The sequence below is a fragment of the Salipaludibacillus sp. CF4.18 genome (assembly GCF_051262595.1).
In the GTDB taxonomy this organism is placed as follows: domain Bacteria; phylum Bacillota; class Bacilli; order Bacillales; family Salisediminibacteriaceae; genus Salipaludibacillus; species Salipaludibacillus neizhouensis.
Genome location: NZ_JBIMEV010000005.1, coordinates 108677 through 125944 on the forward strand (window position 1 = coordinate 108677; position 17268 = coordinate 125944).

A 17268-nucleotide genomic window follows, 5' to 3' on the forward strand; every position below is an offset into this window, starting at 1 on the left:
ACTAATCCCAGGAGGCGATGTTCTTATGCAACAGATGTCTTTGGAAAATTTGGTTCAATATATATCTCCGCAGTGGCTTCACCTTTTAAAAACGGTAGAAAGATCTCAATTCGTTGTGTTAAGAAATGGAATTCAAAAAGTAAATGAAGCAGATGTAGCAGAAATTATGGGTGCCGTAATACAAAAGCACACGAAAGAAACCCTATACCAATAAAACCAACTGGGACACATTCAAGGAGAAAATTCATGAAGGAAATTAGTCTTAAACTACAAGGCAAATTAAAACGATTGACCAATTACACGTTTAAGTTTGATGAACGTGTAGGAGATGGCTGGTTTTCAGCCGTTTATTTCTTGAAAACAAAAGAAATTGCAGAAAAGTATAAACCGAATAACACAGTTACAATGCAGTTTTTTCAAAAGAAACGAGCAGTTCTCTGTGGGACAGATGAAGTGATCGCATTATTAGAAACATTCGCTACAAAACCAGAGGAGTTAGAAGTTTACTCGCTGGAAGATGGAGATAAAATTGAACCATTTGAAACAGTAATGACGATCACTGGACCTTACCAGTATTTTGGATTTTTAGAAGGTGTGATTGATGGTATTTTCGCTCGTCGTACCTCTGTTGCTACAAATGTTTATGAAGTTGTAAAAGCTGCAAAATCATCAGGAACAGAAAAACCGGTTATTTTTATGGGTGATCGTGATGATCATTTCATGATGCAAGCAGGAGATGGTTATGCTGCATTTATTGGTGGTTCGAAAGCCCAAGCTACGCATGCGATGAATGAATGGTGGGGGAAACGTGGAATTGGAACAATGCCTCACGCGCTAATTCAACTCTTCCAAGGTGATGTTGTTGAAGCGACCAGAGCTTACAAAGAAACATATCCTGACGATGACTTATTAGCTTTGGTTGATTACAATAACGACGTCATCACAGATTCATTGAAAGTAGCAAGAGAATTTGGAAATGAATTAGAAGGTGTAAGAGTAGATACTTCTAATCACTTAATAGATCAGTATTTTAATCGTCATCCAGAAGTATTGGGTACTTTTGATCCTAGAGGAGTAAATCCTAAAATTCTTTTTGCTCTCCGTGAGGCTTTAGATGCAGAAGGTTTCCAACATGTTAAGATTGTCGCTTCCGGAGGTTTTGATGCAAAACGGATAAAGCGATATGAACAAATAGGTGCGCCAGTAGACATGTATGGTGTCGGGGGAAGTTTGTTGAAAATTCATATCGGCTTTACAGGTGACAACGTTATATTGGACGGCGAGCCTCAAGCTAAAACTGGCAGGAAATTCAGAGAAAACCCGAGATTACAGAAAATTCATTTCGGTCAATAATAGATGAGGCTGTTCAATTATTATTATGTTGAACAGCTTTTTCATTTTGATTTAATAAAGATTTAAAGGTGTAAAAGTTAGGAGGATGATCGTAATGAAAGGAAAAAAAGCCGAATTTATCGTGGATTTTTCACGAGTAAAAGAAGATAAGCAAAAACGAATTCATAATAATTTTACAGAATTATATGCATGGATGTTTACTTATTTACAATCGGAAGCGAACTTAAGGGAAAAAGTACGAGCAAAACATTTATTTCGGCATAAATTAGGCCTTCCAAAGGATGCTGTATTAACGGATGATCTACAAGTCCATTTCGAGCATTGGTTACTATTTGATTATGTGACGGTTATTGGTTCTAGAGTTTTTGATATGTTTGTCAGAGCGAAAAAAAATGAGCTTTCCAAACAGCAGCTTGAAATTTGTGGGATTATGATGTTGATGCATCTTGAGCCTATTCAGATAATTGAGAAAAAAAAGAACAAGATAATGTATACACCTTTGTTTGAAACAAAGAATAAACAGATAGAAGCTACTCCGTATCTGTTCCCGGGAAAATTCCACGAAGGAGATCTTGTCCTCTCCAGGGTATTAAAAATGGGAATTGAAAATAAACTTATTGGACCATCCATTCAAGTTTCTCCAAGCTATTATAAGGATGTCGTCAAACGGTTGGAGAAAAATTATGCGGAAGGGCCATCTGTATACCGGAGATACTTGAAGGAATATGGTATAGATATGCTTCAATATAAGCATTGATCCTTTAACGAATCTTCGTTACCTGTATTTTAGGGTTAATAAACCTAAATAAGGGTACTAAAACAAGGACGTCTGTTTGATGGTTTGCTCTTTTCATTTTTGATATAATAAGCTAACATATTTAATTGTGCCTATAAAAAGAGGCATAATTTAATGATGCATAGGAGTATCATGAAGAAAGACATGAGAATGCAAACACAAATAGATATTAATTGGAACGTGGAGGTTCAACAAATGACTGTTTACCATTTTATTGGCATAAAAGGCTCTGGAATGAGCGCTCTGGCTCAAATTTTAAATGATATGAAGTATGACGTTCAAGGATCAGATGTGGATAAAGTATTTTTTACCCAAAAACCTCTTGAGAAAAAGGGGATCCCTATCTATTCTTTTAAAAAGGAAAACATTGAGGTAGGTCAAACATTAATAGCCTCACCGGCATACAATTCAACAAATGCTGAGATTCAAGCAGCAGCAGAAAAAGATGTGCCTGTTCATTTTTACCCACATTTTCTGGGGGAATTTATTCAAAAATTTACGAGTATTGCTGTCACAGGATCTCATGGAAAGACATCGACCACCGGATTATTATCACATGTCCTGGGCGAGGCGCGTCCGACATCTTATCTAATTGGAGATGGAACTGGTAAGGGAAGAGAAAACAGTGAATATTTTGTATTTGAGGCCTGTGAATATCGTCGTCATTTTCTAAATTACCATCCCGATTATGCAATCATGACAAATATTGATTTTGATCATCCTGATTATTTCAAGGATGTAGAGGATGTTTTTCATGCTTTTCAACAGATGGCAATGCAAGTAAAAAAGGCAATTATAGCATGCGGAGACGATTCACACTTACAAGGCATTAATGCACAAGTACCGGTAGTCTATTACGGATTTAACGAAGATAATGATTTCTATGCGAAAGACGTTCGATCAGATGATCTAGGAACCCATTTTGACGTTTATGTACGAAATTCTTTATATGGGTCTTTCACGATTCCAGGCTATGGCTCCCACCATGTTTTAAATGCATTATCAGTAATTTCAATATGCCATTATGAAGATATAGAGATAGAAACAGTGCAAGAACAATTGAAGACTTTTGGTGGAGTGAAACGGCGGTTTACAGAGAAAAAACTTGGGAATCAAATTTTAATTGACGATTATGCGCATCATCCTACTGAGATTTCGGCAACGATTGAATCTGCGCAGAAAAAATATCCATCGAAAGAGGTGGTTGCTATTTTCCAACCTCATACTTTTTCGAGAACAAAAGCTTTTCTTGATGACTTTGCTCAGAGTCTACTTGAAGCAGACCGTGTTTACTTATGCGATATTTTTTCTTCCGCAAGGGAAAAAGACGGTAAGTTGTCTATAGAAGATCTTCAGGAGAAAATTCCCCAGTCTTCATTAATACAAGAAGAGTCGATTGAAAAGCTACAGAAGCATTCAGATGCTGTCCTAATTTTCATGGGCGCTGGTGATGTACAAAAGTTCCAAACGGCTTATGAAAAAACAATGGTGACAAAGTAAGAAAAACGGCAAAGCCGTCTTTTATTAAATACAGCGTCAGCTTCCACACCGATTAGCACCTACGAAGTGTGTGTAGGTGCTAATCGAAAGGTAGTGGGTTTCCCTTGATACTTGCGGTGTGAAGGTAGCTGCCCATTTTTATAAAACTTTTAATAGAAGGACACTGAAAAAAGTAATTTAAACTTTTCTCAGTGTCTTTTTTTAGAAATCGCTCTCTTTTTTGATGTTTTGATTTTTCTCATCTAACAGTGATTCAACAGTGACAAAAGTATAACCGCGTGATTGAAGATCATCAATAATACGTGGAAGAGCTTCTATGGTCCCATCTAATTTACCTGGGTTACCATCACTATTGTGCTGTAAGGTTATTCCACCTGCTTCAATTTCTTTAGACACGGTCGAAAATATCTCATCCGCTGATGCTCCTGTCCAATCTAAAGTATCCACAGACCATGTGACGATACGAAATCCTTTTTCACTAGCTAACTCTTCATCACCTCTTGATAACGCCCCATAAGGCGGACGAAGCAGATTTGGTTTCGTTCCTACTATTTTTTCAATAGCTAATTGTGTCTTTTTCAACTCTTGAAAGACCTGACTTGTGGTGATGCTTGGAAAAGAAGCATGAGAATAAGAATGATTTCCTAAAGAATGACCTTCATCTACAATCCTTCTCATTATTTCCGGATACACTTCTACTTGCTTTCCCACTACAAAAAAAGTAGCCGATATTTCCTTATCCTGAAGAATATCAAGTATTTGTGGTGTATAAGTGGACTCTGGACCATCATCAAAAGTTAACGCTACCTGCATGTTCTTAGGGTTAGTTGACCCAATTCGTTCGGTTTCCCTTTCTACAGGGTTTTGAATCGATACATGATCCTCTTCATCATGTACCACTTCAAGGCCCAGGCTTTCAGCTACACATTCTAATGGTATGAATAATTGACCCTCCACATAAATTGGAATCACAGGTAAAGTCTTACTTTGTGTTTCAAGATCACTATCAGTCACATTAATTAATGATTTTTCCAGCAAGACGGTAACGTGTGTTGAATTTAAATTAAAAGCCATACTTTGGTGATCTTGATACCAATCAACGGAGGCGCCTGTATTCTTAAGAAATAAAGATGGCACCATGACATGATCATCTTTTAAAATGATTTCTGTTTCAACGGCGACATCGTCAACGTAAATAGTTCCTTTTACTATTTCAGATTCTTGAGCATAAACAGGTCCTGGAAAGATTACAGTGAAGAAAGTTAGCAATAAAAGAGAGGTTTGTATTCTATTATTTATCATGTGCATGATTGCGTTCGAAAATAACGGCTGATTATTATACATGTTGGGATAGCTCCTATCATCCACTTTGTCCATTCTCTATTGTGCCAACTATTTGTATTTTTACCCATAATTGTAATATAGATCTATATTAAACAAAATAATCTCTCCTTTATGAAACGGATAAAAGTTTGCTGATGGTTACAAACTATAATAACGAAGGCAAATTTTAGGAGGGAAAGAATGGCGAAATTAACAACAAAAGAATTAAGCTATATCGAAGATGAGGTACGAGCAGAAGAAATAACCGCCAAAACAATGAATTGGTTTGCTTCTCAATGTAAAGATGAAGAGATTAGCAATATGCTGGAGAACCTGGCAGAGAAACATCAGTTAAAGGTTGCAGAAATATCACAGTATTTTAATCGGTCCGGAAATATTCACTGATCAAGAGTATGGAGTAAACATTTAATAATGGGAAAGGGGATTCACTAATGCCTAATAACATGATAGGACGGGGATTAACGGATCGTGAAGTACTTCATCTTTGTATAGAAATAGAGAAAGGACGTTGTATGAGTATCGCTAATACAATGATGGAAACAAGCCACGAGGAGTTGCGGAATATTTATCAAAATTGTTTAGAAAATGCTAGTAGTAACCAATACTCGTTATATGAGATGATGAAAGATAAAGGATGGTATCAATCACTATACGCTTCCAAAGAGCAAATAGGGGAAGTCCAGGAACTAATGCAAAACAACTTGAATCCCGATTCTGAAAGTTACGAGCTTTAACTACATAACAAGACCAATAAACCAAAAGGATTCTCCCACTAGCGCACTTGCATCAGTTGAGTCTATTTGAAGTCTATGGTGTCGATTATGCCCGTGTCTCATTGGACCTTGGTCTATCGGCTTAATAGGCTTCAAAAATTAATTGTCTGAGTAAATGTCTGCTCTAAAGGGAAAAGACAGTTAACAAAAAAAAATGGCTAATAGTCTATGTTTCTAGTGATGCTTTTAGCTTTAATATTTGTTTTAGTTTAAAAAGCTTAACTATTTAAGTGTTAATAGTAACTTTACGTGTATTACTAATTAATAACTTTATTTCCACTATCCTTTGATAAGTTTAGTTACATGCGGTAAACTGGAGTTCTTCTAGTTCTGCATTCATTTCCTCAGTTTCGTATTGTTTTCAAGGTGTATTTTCTTGTAAACTTCGGTTTATTTCATCCTCATAGAGGGAAGTGAAAGATAGGACATCAGCTATATTCTTTATGCGTCTACTAAAGATTTTTCAGAAAATTAGTATGTAAAAAGCAGGACTTTGACGTTTTTTGTGGAATATGATTTAGCATGGAGTCTTTTTATCAATTATAATAATACTTAGAATTTTAGGAGGTGTCGGTCATGGAATGGTTATTATACGTAAGTTTAGCAATTATAGCGGTTGCCTTTGCAGTACTTGTTTATTATTTAATTCAAACTTTACTATCCATGAAAAAAACGGTTGAAAACGTATCCGCAACAGTAGAGGGATTACAGAAACAGGTTGATGGTTTAACGAAAGAATCAGAGCAATTATTACATAAAACAAATCGACTTACAGATGATTTGCAGTATAAGTCAGATTCATTAAATTCTGTTTTTAATGCTGCGAAAGACCTTGGAGATTCTTTCCAAACTATGAATCGTTCTGTTAAGAATATGTCAAATACGGTTTCTCAAAAGGCAGATGAAAATTCAGAGCAAGTTGCAAATGCAGTAAAATGGGGAAATGTTATGCTTGAATTTTGGACTAAATGGAAAGCAAAGAAGGATGCTAAGCAATCAACGGAATCATTTCAGTCGGATTCAAACAATGTTTAAAAGGTATTAAACAAACGAGGGGGAATGAGCAATGAGTGAGCAGAATATGAATACAAAGGATTTTTTCATTGGGGTTTTAATAGGTGGAGTTGTAGGAGCATCTGCCGCGCTATTATATGCACCAAAATCAGGTAGTGAGTTGCGTCAAAATATTAATGATCAAGCGAAAGTAGCTAAAAATAAAACTACTGATTGGACAAATCAGGCAGTGGAAAAAGGAAGTTCAATGGCTTCAACGGCAAAAGAAAGTACCACAAGTATTGCAAGAAGTGTATCTGATCAATCTTCTCAATTGATGGACAGAGTAAAAAAGCTTTCAAAATCTGTCCGCAGGGATATGGAAGAATTAACGGAATCAGCAGATTATCTTATGGATGATATGGATGGAATTGGTGAAGACATCGCAGCCTCGGTTAGGAAAGAAGTAGAAGATTTACAACTTTCTGTTGAGAAATTAGTCAAAGAAGTGGAAGAAAAAGAACGAGCCAGAAACCAACAGTCATAGACTTCCTAGGAGGAGTTACAATATGGAAATGAAAAAACTTGAAAGTAATGAGGAGTTATCGCAACTCTATGATACAACGGACATTTTCTTCTTAATGAAAAACAGTACTACTTGTCCTATCAGCAGTGAAGCCTATTCAGAAATGGAGTCTTACACGAAGGAGGAAGGTGCTCTTCCAGTTTATTATTTAAATGTTCAGGAATTAAGGGATGTATCAAATCAAGTTGCTGAGCACTTTCAAATAAAGCATGAGTCTCCGCAAGCATTTCTGATTCAAAAAGGAAAAGTAGCATGGCATAGTTCGCATTGGCACATAAAAAAAGATGCCTTGAACAAAGCGGTATCAGATAATAAATAACAAAAAGCACGAGGGATTAAATCCCCTTGTGCTTTTTATTATCGGCTTCTTAAAGTTTTATCTCAAACATAGTAGCAAAAATAATTTTAATTGATGTCTACCCAATTTAGTTCAAGGGTATCCCCGTGATGAATGTCAGAAGAAAAGGTTGTTTCATTATTATTTCTTATTAATACAGGTTTTTTACTTTTAGTATTGGATCGATCGATATGAACTTTTGAAAATACATCTTGGAAAATAAATGAGACACTTTCTTTTTTACTGACCGTAATTTTATCTTCATGTCGTAATTGAGAGTAAGCAGTGAGTAATTCTTTATCTCTGAAACACTCATAAAGATCTTTTTCCAAATGAACAGGTTGGTTATTAAATGTGACAATTATCTCTCTGTTAGCTGGTTCATATACTTTTTCTAATGCTGTTTTAAGTAGAATATTTTCATGAATGTCTTCTTTAATTTTGATGGAATCCGAATTTTTGATTGGTGTCGTATAGGATGCTTCCTTATCATTGATGAAAATAGTTGTTTTATTTTCGAATAACGTCACCGCCTGGTCATTGAGAAATACCTGAATTCCTTCTGAATCAAAGGAAGGCTCCTTGTTTTCGATAAAAGTAATAACATCTTTTACTGATGATGGTGGAACGTATTCAATAACGTCACGGTCTGCTAATGGTTCTTGCACATCCGTTATTTCTCCATTTTTATAAAGTATAAATGGTATATTTACCTGATCTCCATTGTAATCAATGGTTAGAAATTGTTTCGTATCCACTAAATCTTCAATTGTTCCTGTGGCATCCTTTCCACTAGAACCTTTTTCTATTCCAATAACATCACCATGGACTAAAGCTGAATCAAGTTCTGTATCCTGACCGTTATTTCTTAGGATTGGTGGCGTACCATGTTCTCCAGGTATCGTAACTACCCTGTCATTGAACTTTATCATCATCGCCATTCCTGGTTTTCCAAAAAGCTTTGTAAGTTCTTGACCACTAGATAAAAGTCCATCCCCGACTGTTAATTTCTTAATGTCGAATAACCGAACCGGCTGGTCATTTACCTTAATGCTTATGTATTCTACAGGTGTTTCTTTTGCCGCAATAGCTATGCCGATTGGCGTGACAAGTTCAGGTGTGGCTTCATACTCATGTTCAAAGGTTAATCCTTTAATTGCGTCGATTCCTCGGATAGCAACTCTATTAGCTGGAAGTTGTAGATGCTCTGCAATCTTGTCAGTAAGTCCTGGAGTCATACTTCCTCCCCCGACTAACATGACAGCTTTTGGAGTTTTCCCGTTTAACGCTAATATTTCATCACTAATTTTTTCTGCTAATGAATAAATAGAGTTATCAATAGAAGCTACTATGTCATCCTTTGAATGATAGGTTTCCATCCCTAAAATATCAGTTAAAACCACTTCATCTTTCGTGGATAATTCTCTTTTTATTTTTTCAGCATCTGGAAAGTCCAAAAGGTACAGGTCACTTAGTGCTTCCGTTATCTCATCTCCTGCAGTTGGAACCATTCCATAAGCGGTTACTGTTCCGTAATCCGTAATAGCAATATCTGAGGTACCTGCGCCAATATCAACTAACGCTACGTTTAATCGTCGCATAGACGGAGGGATTAATACGTTAATTGCTGCAATAGGTTCTAATGTAAGGGCTTCTAGTTCTAAGTTTGTTCTTTGCAGTGCAGAAATAAGGGATTCTACGACTACTTTTGGTAAAAAAGTAGCAATTACTTCGACTGAGGCAGTATCTCCTCTTTGGTCGACAAGACTTCCTATTGGTTCATTATCTAAACGGTAATCAATAACAGAATAACCCACACAGTAGTCAGTAACTTTATAATTTGATGCATTTGTTTCATTGGCTAATTGAAATTGAGCTTTTTGAACAGCACTTAATTCCAAGTGTAAAATAGATGGCTTATCAAAAATTGTTTTTCCTTTAATGTCGATTTGTTCCGAAGCTCGCTTTGTTTTCAAAGATCTACCGGCAGCAGCAACACATACTTTAGTTAACAGACCGTATTTTCCTTCTAAAAACTCTTTTACCTGACTAATGACTTCGGCTACGGCAAGTACATTATGTATTTGCCCATCAAGCATGGATCTTTCTTCGTGTTCTAGGCTATATACATCGAGTACATGATAGCCTTTTAATCGTTTTTCAAGAATGAGACCAACGACGGAACGGGTACCTATGTCCAAGGCAAATACCAAGTCTGGTGACGATTCATTCATCTACATTCACCTCATTATATTTTAAAAATGGTTATTAAGATACATAGCACTTTATCCGAAACTATATCTAAATTTATTGACGCTTTCACTATTCTTACTAGCAATTATAACAGTTTTCTAGTGGTTAATTGAACATTATCAAAAAAAATTTTTTGAGATAAATGGCGGCAGATTAACCTTCAAACGCTTTAGCGCTTAAAAGCGGTTATCTAATAAAGGAAAAATGATGACATTTTACAATTTATCATATATAATGGGGCTACAATAAAAAAAGTCATTAGAAGAGAATTCAAAGAGAAAGAAATTTGAAATACTTACTAGAGGACTTTGTGCAAAGAGAGGAGATTTTTAATATGGGAAATGAACAATTGGAAGAGTTGAGAACACAGTTGGATGGAATTAATGATCAACTGTTAGAGTTAATTAATGAGAGGGCCAGTATCGCTCAAGAAATCGGTAAGGTTAAAGGTTCACAAGGACTTAACCGATTTGATCCGGTGAGAGAACGAAAAATGTTAAATTATATTGCTGAAAAAAATGAGGGTCCATTTGAAACAACTACCCTTCAACATATTTTCAAGGAAATTTTCAAAGCTAGTCTAGAGCTTCAAGAAGATGATCACTCAAAGGCAATGCTAGTATCGCGTAAAAAGAAGCCAGAAGATACTATCGTTACTATCAAAGGTGAAGAAGTAGGAAATGGTCAGCAACGTTTTATTGTGGGACCATGTTCTGTGGAAAGTTATGAGCAAGTAGACGAAGTAGCAAAAGCAATCAAAAAAGAAGGAATTAGATTCTTACGTGGTGGAGCATTTAAACCCCGTACTTCGCCATACGACTTCCAAGGTCTTGGATTAGAAGGTTTGAAGATATTAAAACAAATTGGAGATAAGCATGATCTTGCAGTAATTAGTGAAATTGTTACTCCACATGATATTGAAACAGCAGTAGATTACCTCGATGTTATTCAAATTGGTGCACGTAACATGCAAAATTTTGAGTTACTTAAGGCAGCAGGCAGTGTGAATAAACCAATCTTATTAAAACGTGGGCTTTCAGCAACTATTGCGGAATTCATCAATGCTGCTGAGTACATCGCTTCGAAAGGAAACAGCAATATCATCCTTTGTGAACGTGGTATAAGAACTTATGAAACAGCAACTAGAAACACATTAGATATTTCAGCAGTGCCAATTCTTAAACAAGAAACTCACTTACCAGTATTTGTAGATGTGACACACTCAACAGGACGCCGTGATTTATTATTCCCTACTGCAAAAGCAGCTTTGGCGGTTGGTGCAGATGGCGTAATGACAGAAGTTCATCCAGATCCAGCGGTTGCTTTATCAGATTCAGCACAACAGATGGATATTCCACAATTCCATGAGTTTATGGATAACTTAGAGAAATCCGGACTTTATAAGCGAGAAAAAACAGCAGTAAAATAAAAGTTAATTTAAAAGGATGCCTCAAAAGGTCAATAAGATCTTATGAGGCATTCTTTTCGAGCAATGAGCTAAGTCGCTTCTTTTTGTAAGTGGATAAGTGATGCAGAGCCATTATCTTTCATAATTAAAAGGAAAGAGCACTGAAAAAGTAAAATTAACTTTTCCAGTGCTCTTCTTTTGAGTAAATGGTAATATTATTTTATGAAAAGCGGAGAATGAATCGTGTATCATCCAAATAAAGGGATATTTATCCGTCAAATCCGGTTATTGATTAAGAATTTTGTAGATACTTATAAACATAACAGGTGTGCATGTCGATATAATGAAAGAATTTGCGTGCCTCCGAAAAGTGTCGTATCATAGCATTAAGTTATGAAAAAATGAAAGCCATAATATGTAAGATCCCAAGGAGGAGCAATTTATGAATATTACCATTTATGATGTAGCAAGAGAAGCAAGTGTATCAATGGCAACCGTATCCAGAGTAGTAAACGGAAACCCGAACGTGAAACCAACTACTCGGAAAAGAGTACTGGAAGCCATAGATCGTTTAGGATATCGACCAAATGCTGTAGCAAGAGGTCTTGCTAGTAAAAAAACAACAACAGTCGGTGTTATCATCCCGGATATTTCAAGTATCTTTTTCTCTGAATTAGCCCGAGGTATTGAGGATATTGCTACTATGTACAAATACAATATCATTCTATGTAACTCAGATCAGAATAAGGAGAAAGAAATTCATCTTATAAATACATTATTGGAAAAGCAAGTAGATGGTATTGTATTTATGGGTGGCGAAATAACTGCAGATCATGTAGATACATTTAAAAAATCTCCAGCACCTATCGTTTTATCAGCTACAATTGATGATAAAAAAGAATTTCCATCAGTTAATATTGACTATAAGCAGGCAGCATATGATGCAGTTAAATATTTTATTGATCATGGTCATGAAAAAATTGCAATGTTAACTGGTACGTTGGAAGATCCGATTAACGGGTACTTGAAGTTTGCAGGATACAAGGAAGCACTTTTGGAAGCTGATATTGAAATGAATGATGATTTCGTTGTAATTGGAGATTACACGTATGACTCGGGATTAGAAGCAATGGAAACCTATTTGAAATTAGCGGACAAGCCATCGGCAATTTTCGCATCTACCGATGAAATGGCATTAGGACTTATTCATGGGGCTCAGGATGCTGGTTATAAGATCCCTGAGGATTTTGAAATCATCGGTTTTGATAATACAAGGCTAGCTACGATGGTTCGTCCGACATTAACAACAGTAGTACAACCAATGTATGATATTGGTGCAGTATCCATGCGTTTATTAACAAAGTTGATGAATAAAGAAGAAGTATCAGATAGTGTCGTGCTATTGCCCCATCGTTTAGAAGAGCGGCATTCGACTTCCTTTCAGGAAAACGACTAAGGGAATCGTTTTCTTGAAATTATTTTATTATAAAAAGGAATTCGGTCCATTAAAAGTGTGAAAAAAGTAGTAAGAAGTCTTCACATAACATGATTTTCCGGACATTTGATTATCTTCTTAATGGGGTTAATAAGAGACATCATGTAGGGTTAGGGTGAGGTTTATGAAAAAATTAGATATATTAACTCCAATTGGAATTTTTATTGGGATAACAGCTGTTTTGTTAGCTGTATACTCCAATACGGGTGGCGGATCGATCCTTGATTTTGTGCAAATTGCTTCTATACTGGTTGTATTTGGTGGTTTATCAGGTGCGATTTTAATTAACTTCTCTCTTGCTGATTTACGCCTTTTACCAAAGGTGATGAAAGAAGCATTTCAGAGTAAGAATCAAAATTTACAAGATCTAATTGATACTTTTGTAAATTTATCCGGGATAGCAAGGCGTGAAGGACTTTTAGCGCTTGAAGCTGGATTAGAGGATGTACAGGACCCTTTCATTGAGAAGGGAGTACTTCTTGCAGTAGACGGTATTGAACCCGATATCATTAAAGATATTATGATGGCTGAAGTAGTTGCTATGGAGGAACGTCACCGCAAGGGGCGTAATATCCTTGAAAAAGCAGGCGAGTATGCACCTGCTTGGGGAATGATTGGTACATTAGTCGGTTTAGTACTTATGCTTCAAAACTTAAATGATCCAACAACTCTTGGTCCAAATATGGCAGTTGCTTTATTGACAACGCTCTATGGTAGTCTTTTAGCAAACTTAGTATTCATACCTATGGCTAATAAACTGGCAATGAGCACGGAAGAAGAAGTATTTATTAAACAAATTGTTGTTGAAGGTGTTATTGGGGTTCAGTCTGGTCAAAATCCTAAAATTCTTCAAGAGAAGCTTAGTGCTTTCCTTCCAAACCATATGAAAGGAAAGAAAGAGGAAGATATAGAGGAGCCTGTATTAAATGAATAGGCGACCTCAATCCCGAGAAGACAAAGGTGCTCCAAAATGGATGGTCACCTTTTCAGACTTAATGACATTAATTCTTGTTTTTTTTATTATGTTATTTTCGATGTCTGTAGTTGATGCCAACAAGTTTCGAGCGATAGCAGAATCATTTCAGGATAGAGCAGTGTTTGATGGTTTTCCGTCTGTTATTCCTTTTGAAAATCCTTCTGATAATGCGGAAGTGAATGACGATACAGATGAATCACCAGATCCATTTGAAGAAACAACAGATCCATTTGAAGCTTATATAGACGAAGATGAAGAAAAAATGAATCAGGAATTAGATAATCTTATGGATGATGTTAATGAATTTTTAGAAGTGAATGAGTTAACTGAGGAAATTTCGGCTTCAAGAGATGATCGAGGAGTAGTTCTTGTTCTCCAAGAACAAGCATTGTTTGAGAGTGCAGCGGCGGAAATAATTCCCGATGCTTATCCGTTTTTGGATAAGGTCGGAACGCTTCTTGATACGATACCTAATATGGTGAAAGTAGAAGGACATACAGACAGTAGACCTATTAGTACAGCGCAGTTCCCTTCGAACTGGGAATTGTCAGGAGCGCGGGCAAGTAGTATTATTCGCTATCTGGTAGATAGTGAGTCCTTAGCACCTGAGAGATTCTTAGCAGTTGGCTATGGAGATACTCGTCCAGTAGTACCTAATACAACAGTCGATAACTTACAACAAAATCGTCGAATTGTGATTGTCATTTCAGACCCAAATTATGGTGATGATGACCTATATTAATAAAAAAGCTTAGAAAACTTCTAAGCTTTTTTTATTTGTTTCATTTTCAGCTTGGTGTTTTCAATCGAACAGAGAGGCTCGAATCCACTCTAGGAGGCTGCTTTCCGCGGCAACGACTTCAGCCAAACTCCTCGGGGTGGTGAAAGATCACGCTGTATTAAATGTCCAAGTTGCAGATATACTTAAGAGTTTTTATAAATATTTTGTTTGTCAAAAATCGGTTTAAGAGCTTTCAAGAGCATGCGTTCATTTTTTTCTATGATTTCTTTCTGTCTGGGAATATCCGGGTATATTCCTTCAGAGTCATGCCATTCCTCAGGTAATTTTACGGGAGCTTCTTTTTCCCATTGGCTGATCCAAGAGGATGGAATGGACTGAAAAGTCTTGTCCGTTTGTTCCGTCATTTCTAACCATAGATGAGACCAAGCCCTTGGCACGACTCGCCATATATCATAACCGCCACCGCCAACAGCAATCCATTTACCATCGCAATACTCATGTGCAAGTTCATGTGCAATTTTTGGTATTTCCTGAAACATTTTCATCGTCCCGCAAAGATGAGTCAATGGGTCGTAATAGTGAGCATCCGCTCCGTTTTGAGTCAGAATGACATCCGGTTTAAAATAAGCGATGACCTCTCTTATTGCCGCTTTATAAGCTAACAACCAAGATTCATCCTCAGTAAATGCTTCAAAAGGTACATTAAAAGAGTACCCTAAACCTTCTCCATGACCTCGTTCATTTACGTGTCCAGTACCAGGGAAAAGAAACCTGCCACTTTCGTGAAAGGATAATGTGCACACATCAGGATCATTATAGAAAGCCCATTGGACGCCGTCACCGTGATGGGCATCAGTGTCGATATACAGAACTCTAGCATCATATTTTTTTCGAATATACTCTATCGCAACAGAACTATCATTATAAATACAAAATCCAGACGCCTTTCCACGAAATCCATGGTGAAGGCCGCCACCTAAATTTAATGCATGTTTATAACCATTGGCAAATACTTGATCAACAGCCTCTAATGTTCCTCCTACTAACCACGCTGCCGCGTCGTGCATTTGCGGAAATACAGGAGTATCCTCGGTACCTATTCCATATGTTGTTCGGTATGAAGAGCGAAATTGTCCCTCACTAGCACCAACAACAGCCTGTACATAGTCTTCATCATGTACCAATAATAGCTCATCTAAGGTAGCCATTCTAGCGGGAATAATCGATGAAGGGTTTAACGCACCGATTTTAAACAGAAGGTCATTTGTAATAGATAATCGGTCCTGATTAAACGGATGATCTTGATGAAATTTATATTTTAATTGCTCCGGTGAAAAAATAAATGCTGCTTCTTCTCTCATACTTTCATCTCCAAATCTACAGGCCAGATTACTTCATACCTCTTCTTTTTCAATGTGTTGAGAAGGGGTCGCATATTCAAACTTTGAATGCGAAATACGAGTATTTTTTTTTCGTTCGTTTCAAAAGATTGATAGACGAGAGCACTTTGAATATTTAGCTGATGATCACTAATAATTGAAGAAACTTCTGCTAATTTACCAGTTTCATTTGGTACTTCTACTTCTAATCTGGATGTAGGCAAATTTGCTCCTGTGAGACGAACCAGGGTATGCAAAAGATCAGTCTCTGATATAATACCTTCGAGTTTCCCATCTGTTTCAACCGGAAGACAGCTAATCTTATTTTCTATCATCGTGTGAGCAGCTTCTTCTACAAAATCATCCGGCATTGCTGTAATCATATCTGTGATCATTACTTTAGAAACCGGTAGATTATGAAATTTCTCATTGTTATTTTCAAAAATTGATGGCTTCACATCACGAAGGTCTCTATCTGAAATGATTCCTATAAGGTAAGAATTTTCATCTATAATAGGTAAATGTCGAATTCGATTTTTATCCATCAGTTCTATGGCTTTGTAAACAGGCATAGTCGGATCAGCTGATATAACTTCTTTTTTCATAATGTGATGTAGGTTCAAAAGAAATTCATTCCTCTCATAAAAGATAAGCAAGTTAAAATTACTTTGGCATCAAAACATATATTTGTGTTTAAATCGAACCCTATTAAACTCATGAACTGCGTCAGGACCAACTCTCTTGCCGATTCTTGCCATCAAACAGTTAGCGGGGTGAGAACATATTTCGGGATCGTCCGTGGCATACCATTCCAATCCGCCGGTATTCATGACTTTTTCCATTACTTTTCGATAATCCCATATAGATAGTCCGGTGCCTCTAAGGTCCCAATGCCAATAATATTCGGTTGTGATTATAATATAGTCTTCAACAGCATCATCTGACATAGACACTTTTAATAAATTTTTGGCTAGCTGATAACCACGGTATTTATTTGAAACTTCGATCGCACCTAACTCTAGTAAATTGTCCAACTTGACTTCTGACCATCTTTCTAACGGATCCGGATACAGAAAAATGGCATATCCGACAATTGTATCTCCATCACGAGCAATAATAATTCGACTTTCTTCGAGCTCTGCAACCTTCAGCAAGGCAACCTTCTGTTGTTTAGGAGGTCTAAAAGCAACTAGGTTATCGTCGAAAGCGCTGTCATTTAGACGTTCTTTTGTTATTGGGCCTTCAATCACTATCTCATTCCCATCTTTAGTTTGAATAGTTAGTGAATGATGTCGCTTTTTGTGTTTCATAGCCATCTCACCCTTCAGGCATT

Annotated in this window: 18 protein-coding genes; 13 read left to right on the top strand and 5 right to left on the bottom strand. The window is 36.6% G+C overall.

Annotated features, from left to right (window positions below):
* The first annotated feature begins 25 nt into the window (after positions 1–25).
* The 4 genes from ACHABW_RS05435 to murC all read left to right on the top strand — a co-directional run bounded on the left by ACHABW_RS05435 (position 26) and on the right by murC (position 3649).
* Positions 26–214, top strand: coding sequence for a hypothetical protein (locus ACHABW_RS05435; protein WP_435754414.1), 189 nt, complete (start codon positions 26–28; stop codon positions 212–214).
* Between the two features lie 32 nt (positions 215–246).
* Positions 247–1353, top strand: coding sequence for a nicotinate phosphoribosyltransferase (locus ACHABW_RS05440; RefSeq protein WP_110934818.1), 1107 nt, complete (start codon positions 247–249; stop codon positions 1351–1353).
* 94 nt (positions 1354–1447) lie between these two features.
* Positions 1448–2110 (top strand): hypothetical protein, encoded by a 663-nt coding sequence (locus ACHABW_RS05445; protein ID WP_435754415.1) that lies wholly within the window; start codon positions 1448–1450, stop codon positions 2108–2110.
* A 234-nt stretch (positions 2111–2344) separates the two neighbouring features.
* A complete protein-coding gene (gene murC, locus ACHABW_RS05450) occupies positions 2345–3649 on the top strand; it encodes a UDP-N-acetylmuramate--L-alanine ligase (RefSeq protein WP_110937553.1) in 1305 nt (434 codons plus the stop codon).
* Positions 3650–3850: 201 nt separating this feature from the next.
* Here the strand turns inward: murC and ACHABW_RS05455 are convergent, their stop codons facing one another.
* Entirely contained in the window at positions 3851–4993 is a 1143-nt protein-coding gene (locus ACHABW_RS05455) for a polysaccharide deacetylase family protein (protein ID WP_435754416.1), read from the bottom strand.
* Between the two features lie 180 nt (positions 4994–5173).
* Here ACHABW_RS05455 and ACHABW_RS05460 point away from each other — a divergent pair, with 180 nt between their 5' ends.
* The 5 genes from ACHABW_RS05460 (at position 5174) to ytxJ (ending at position 7664) form a co-directional block, all read left to right on the top strand.
* Complete coding sequence (locus ACHABW_RS05460) at positions 5174–5377, top strand: hypothetical protein (RefSeq protein ID WP_110934821.1); 204 nt, start codon at positions 5174–5176, stop codon at positions 5375–5377.
* A gap of 47 nt (positions 5378–5424) precedes the next feature.
* A complete protein-coding gene (locus tag ACHABW_RS05465) occupies positions 5425–5727 on the top strand; it encodes a spore coat protein (RefSeq protein WP_435754417.1) in 303 nt (100 codons plus the stop codon).
* 615 nt (positions 5728–6342) lie between these two features.
* Entirely contained in the window at positions 6343–6801 is a 459-nt protein-coding gene (locus tag ACHABW_RS05470; RefSeq protein WP_435754418.1) for a DUF948 domain-containing protein, read from the top strand.
* Between the two features lie 31 nt (positions 6802–6832).
* The gene (locus ACHABW_RS05475; RefSeq protein ID WP_110934824.1) at positions 6833–7306 is read left to right on the top strand and encodes a YtxH domain-containing protein; all 474 of its coding nucleotides are present in this window, start codon (positions 6833–6835) and stop codon (positions 7304–7306) included.
* A gap of 22 nt (positions 7307–7328) precedes the next feature.
* Positions 7329–7664: a bacillithiol system redox-active protein YtxJ gene (ytxJ, locus tag ACHABW_RS05480; protein ID WP_435754419.1), complete on the top strand. Its 336-nt coding sequence runs from the start codon at positions 7329–7331 to the stop codon at positions 7662–7664.
* Positions 7665–7750: 86 nt separating this feature from the next.
* On the opposite strand, the gene ACHABW_RS05485 is transcribed toward ytxJ, so the two are convergent.
* A complete protein-coding gene (locus tag ACHABW_RS05485) occupies positions 7751–9916 on the bottom strand; it encodes a cell division protein FtsA (protein ID WP_435754420.1) in 2166 nt (721 codons plus the stop codon).
* A 353-nt stretch (positions 9917–10269) separates the two neighbouring features.
* On the opposite strand from ACHABW_RS05485, the gene ACHABW_RS05490 reads away from it, so the two are divergent.
* The 4 genes from ACHABW_RS05490 (at position 10270) to motS (ending at position 14556) form a co-directional block, all read left to right on the top strand.
* A complete protein-coding gene (locus ACHABW_RS05490) occupies positions 10270–11364 on the top strand; it encodes a bifunctional 3-deoxy-7-phosphoheptulonate synthase/chorismate mutase (RefSeq protein ID WP_110934827.1) in 1095 nt (364 codons plus the stop codon).
* 421 nt (positions 11365–11785) lie between these two features.
* Entirely contained in the window at positions 11786–12799 is a 1014-nt protein-coding gene (gene ccpA, locus ACHABW_RS05495; RefSeq protein WP_110934828.1) for a catabolite control protein A, read from the top strand.
* A 163-nt stretch (positions 12800–12962) separates the two neighbouring features.
* Positions 12963–13772 (top strand): flagellar motor protein MotP, encoded by an 810-nt coding sequence (gene motP, locus ACHABW_RS05500; RefSeq protein WP_110934829.1) that lies wholly within the window; start codon positions 12963–12965, stop codon positions 13770–13772.
* Complete coding sequence (motS, locus tag ACHABW_RS05505; RefSeq protein ID WP_435754421.1) at positions 13765–14556, top strand: flagellar motor protein MotS; 792 nt, start codon at positions 13765–13767, stop codon at positions 14554–14556. Before motP ends, motS begins: the two co-directional genes overlap by 8 nt.
* A gap of 182 nt (positions 14557–14738) precedes the next feature.
* Here the strand turns inward: motS and ACHABW_RS05510 are convergent, their stop codons facing one another.
* From ACHABW_RS05510 to ACHABW_RS05520, 3 genes are read right to left on the bottom strand one after another with little or no spacing between them, the layout of a single operon-like run.
* Positions 14739–15917 (bottom strand): acetoin utilization protein AcuC, encoded by a 1179-nt coding sequence (locus ACHABW_RS05510; RefSeq protein ID WP_435754422.1) that lies wholly within the window; start codon positions 15915–15917, stop codon positions 14739–14741.
* Positions 15914–16558 (bottom strand): CBS and ACT domain-containing protein, encoded by a 645-nt coding sequence (locus tag ACHABW_RS05515; RefSeq protein ID WP_435754423.1) that lies wholly within the window; start codon positions 16556–16558, stop codon positions 15914–15916. Before ACHABW_RS05515 ends, ACHABW_RS05510 begins: the two co-directional genes overlap by 4 nt.
* A gap of 51 nt (positions 16559–16609) precedes the next feature.
* Positions 16610–17245 carry a GNAT family N-acetyltransferase gene (locus ACHABW_RS05520; RefSeq protein WP_110934833.1) on the bottom strand — a complete coding sequence of 212 codons (636 nt, stop codon included), beginning with the start codon at positions 17243–17245 and terminating at the stop codon, positions 16610–16612.
* Positions 17246–17268 lie beyond the last annotated feature (23 nt).

Bases quoted from the DNA above. Each gene is read 5' to 3' on its own strand.
- ACHABW_RS05460 (WP_110934821.1), top strand. From the start codon at position 5,174: ATGGCGAAATTAACAACAAAAGAATTAAGCTATATCGAAGATGAGGTA.
- ACHABW_RS05490 (WP_110934827.1), top strand. From the start codon at position 10,270: ATGGGAAATGAACAATTGGAAGAGTTGAGAACACAGTTGGATGGAATT.
- ccpA (WP_110934828.1), top strand. From the start codon at position 11,786: ATGAATATTACCATTTATGATGTAGCAAGAGAAGCAAGTGTATCAATG.
- ACHABW_RS05520 (WP_110934833.1), bottom strand. From the start codon at position 17,245: ATGAAACACAAAAAGCGACATCATTCACTAACTATTCAAACTAAAGAT.
- ACHABW_RS05455 (WP_435754416.1), bottom strand. From the start codon at position 4,993: ATGTATAATAATCAGCCGTTATTTTCGAACGCAATCATGCACATGATA.
- ACHABW_RS05470 (WP_435754418.1), top strand. From the start codon at position 6,343: ATGGAATGGTTATTATACGTAAGTTTAGCAATTATAGCGGTTGCCTTT.
- motS (WP_435754421.1), top strand. From the start codon at position 13,765: ATGAATAGGCGACCTCAATCCCGAGAAGACAAAGGTGCTCCAAAATGG.
- ACHABW_RS05440 (WP_110934818.1), top strand. From the start codon at position 247: ATGAAGGAAATTAGTCTTAAACTACAAGGCAAATTAAAACGATTGACC.
- ACHABW_RS05445 (WP_435754415.1), top strand. From the start codon at position 1,448: ATGAAAGGAAAAAAAGCCGAATTTATCGTGGATTTTTCACGAGTAAAA.
- ACHABW_RS05485 (WP_435754420.1), bottom strand. From the start codon at position 9,916: ATGAATGAATCGTCACCAGACTTGGTATTTGCCTTGGACATAGGTACC.
- ACHABW_RS05435 (WP_435754414.1), top strand. From the start codon at position 26: ATGCAACAGATGTCTTTGGAAAATTTGGTTCAATATATATCTCCGCAG.
- ACHABW_RS05510 (WP_435754422.1), bottom strand. From the start codon at position 15,917: ATGAGAGAAGAAGCAGCATTTATTTTTTCACCGGAGCAATTAAAATAT.
- ACHABW_RS05475 (WP_110934824.1), top strand. From the start codon at position 6,833: ATGAGTGAGCAGAATATGAATACAAAGGATTTTTTCATTGGGGTTTTA.
- murC (WP_110937553.1), top strand. From the start codon at position 2,345: ATGACTGTTTACCATTTTATTGGCATAAAAGGCTCTGGAATGAGCGCT.
- motP (WP_110934829.1), top strand. From the start codon at position 12,963: ATGAAAAAATTAGATATATTAACTCCAATTGGAATTTTTATTGGGATA.
- ACHABW_RS05465 (WP_435754417.1), top strand. From the start codon at position 5,425: ATGCCTAATAACATGATAGGACGGGGATTAACGGATCGTGAAGTACTT.
- ytxJ (WP_435754419.1), top strand. From the start codon at position 7,329: ATGGAAATGAAAAAACTTGAAAGTAATGAGGAGTTATCGCAACTCTAT.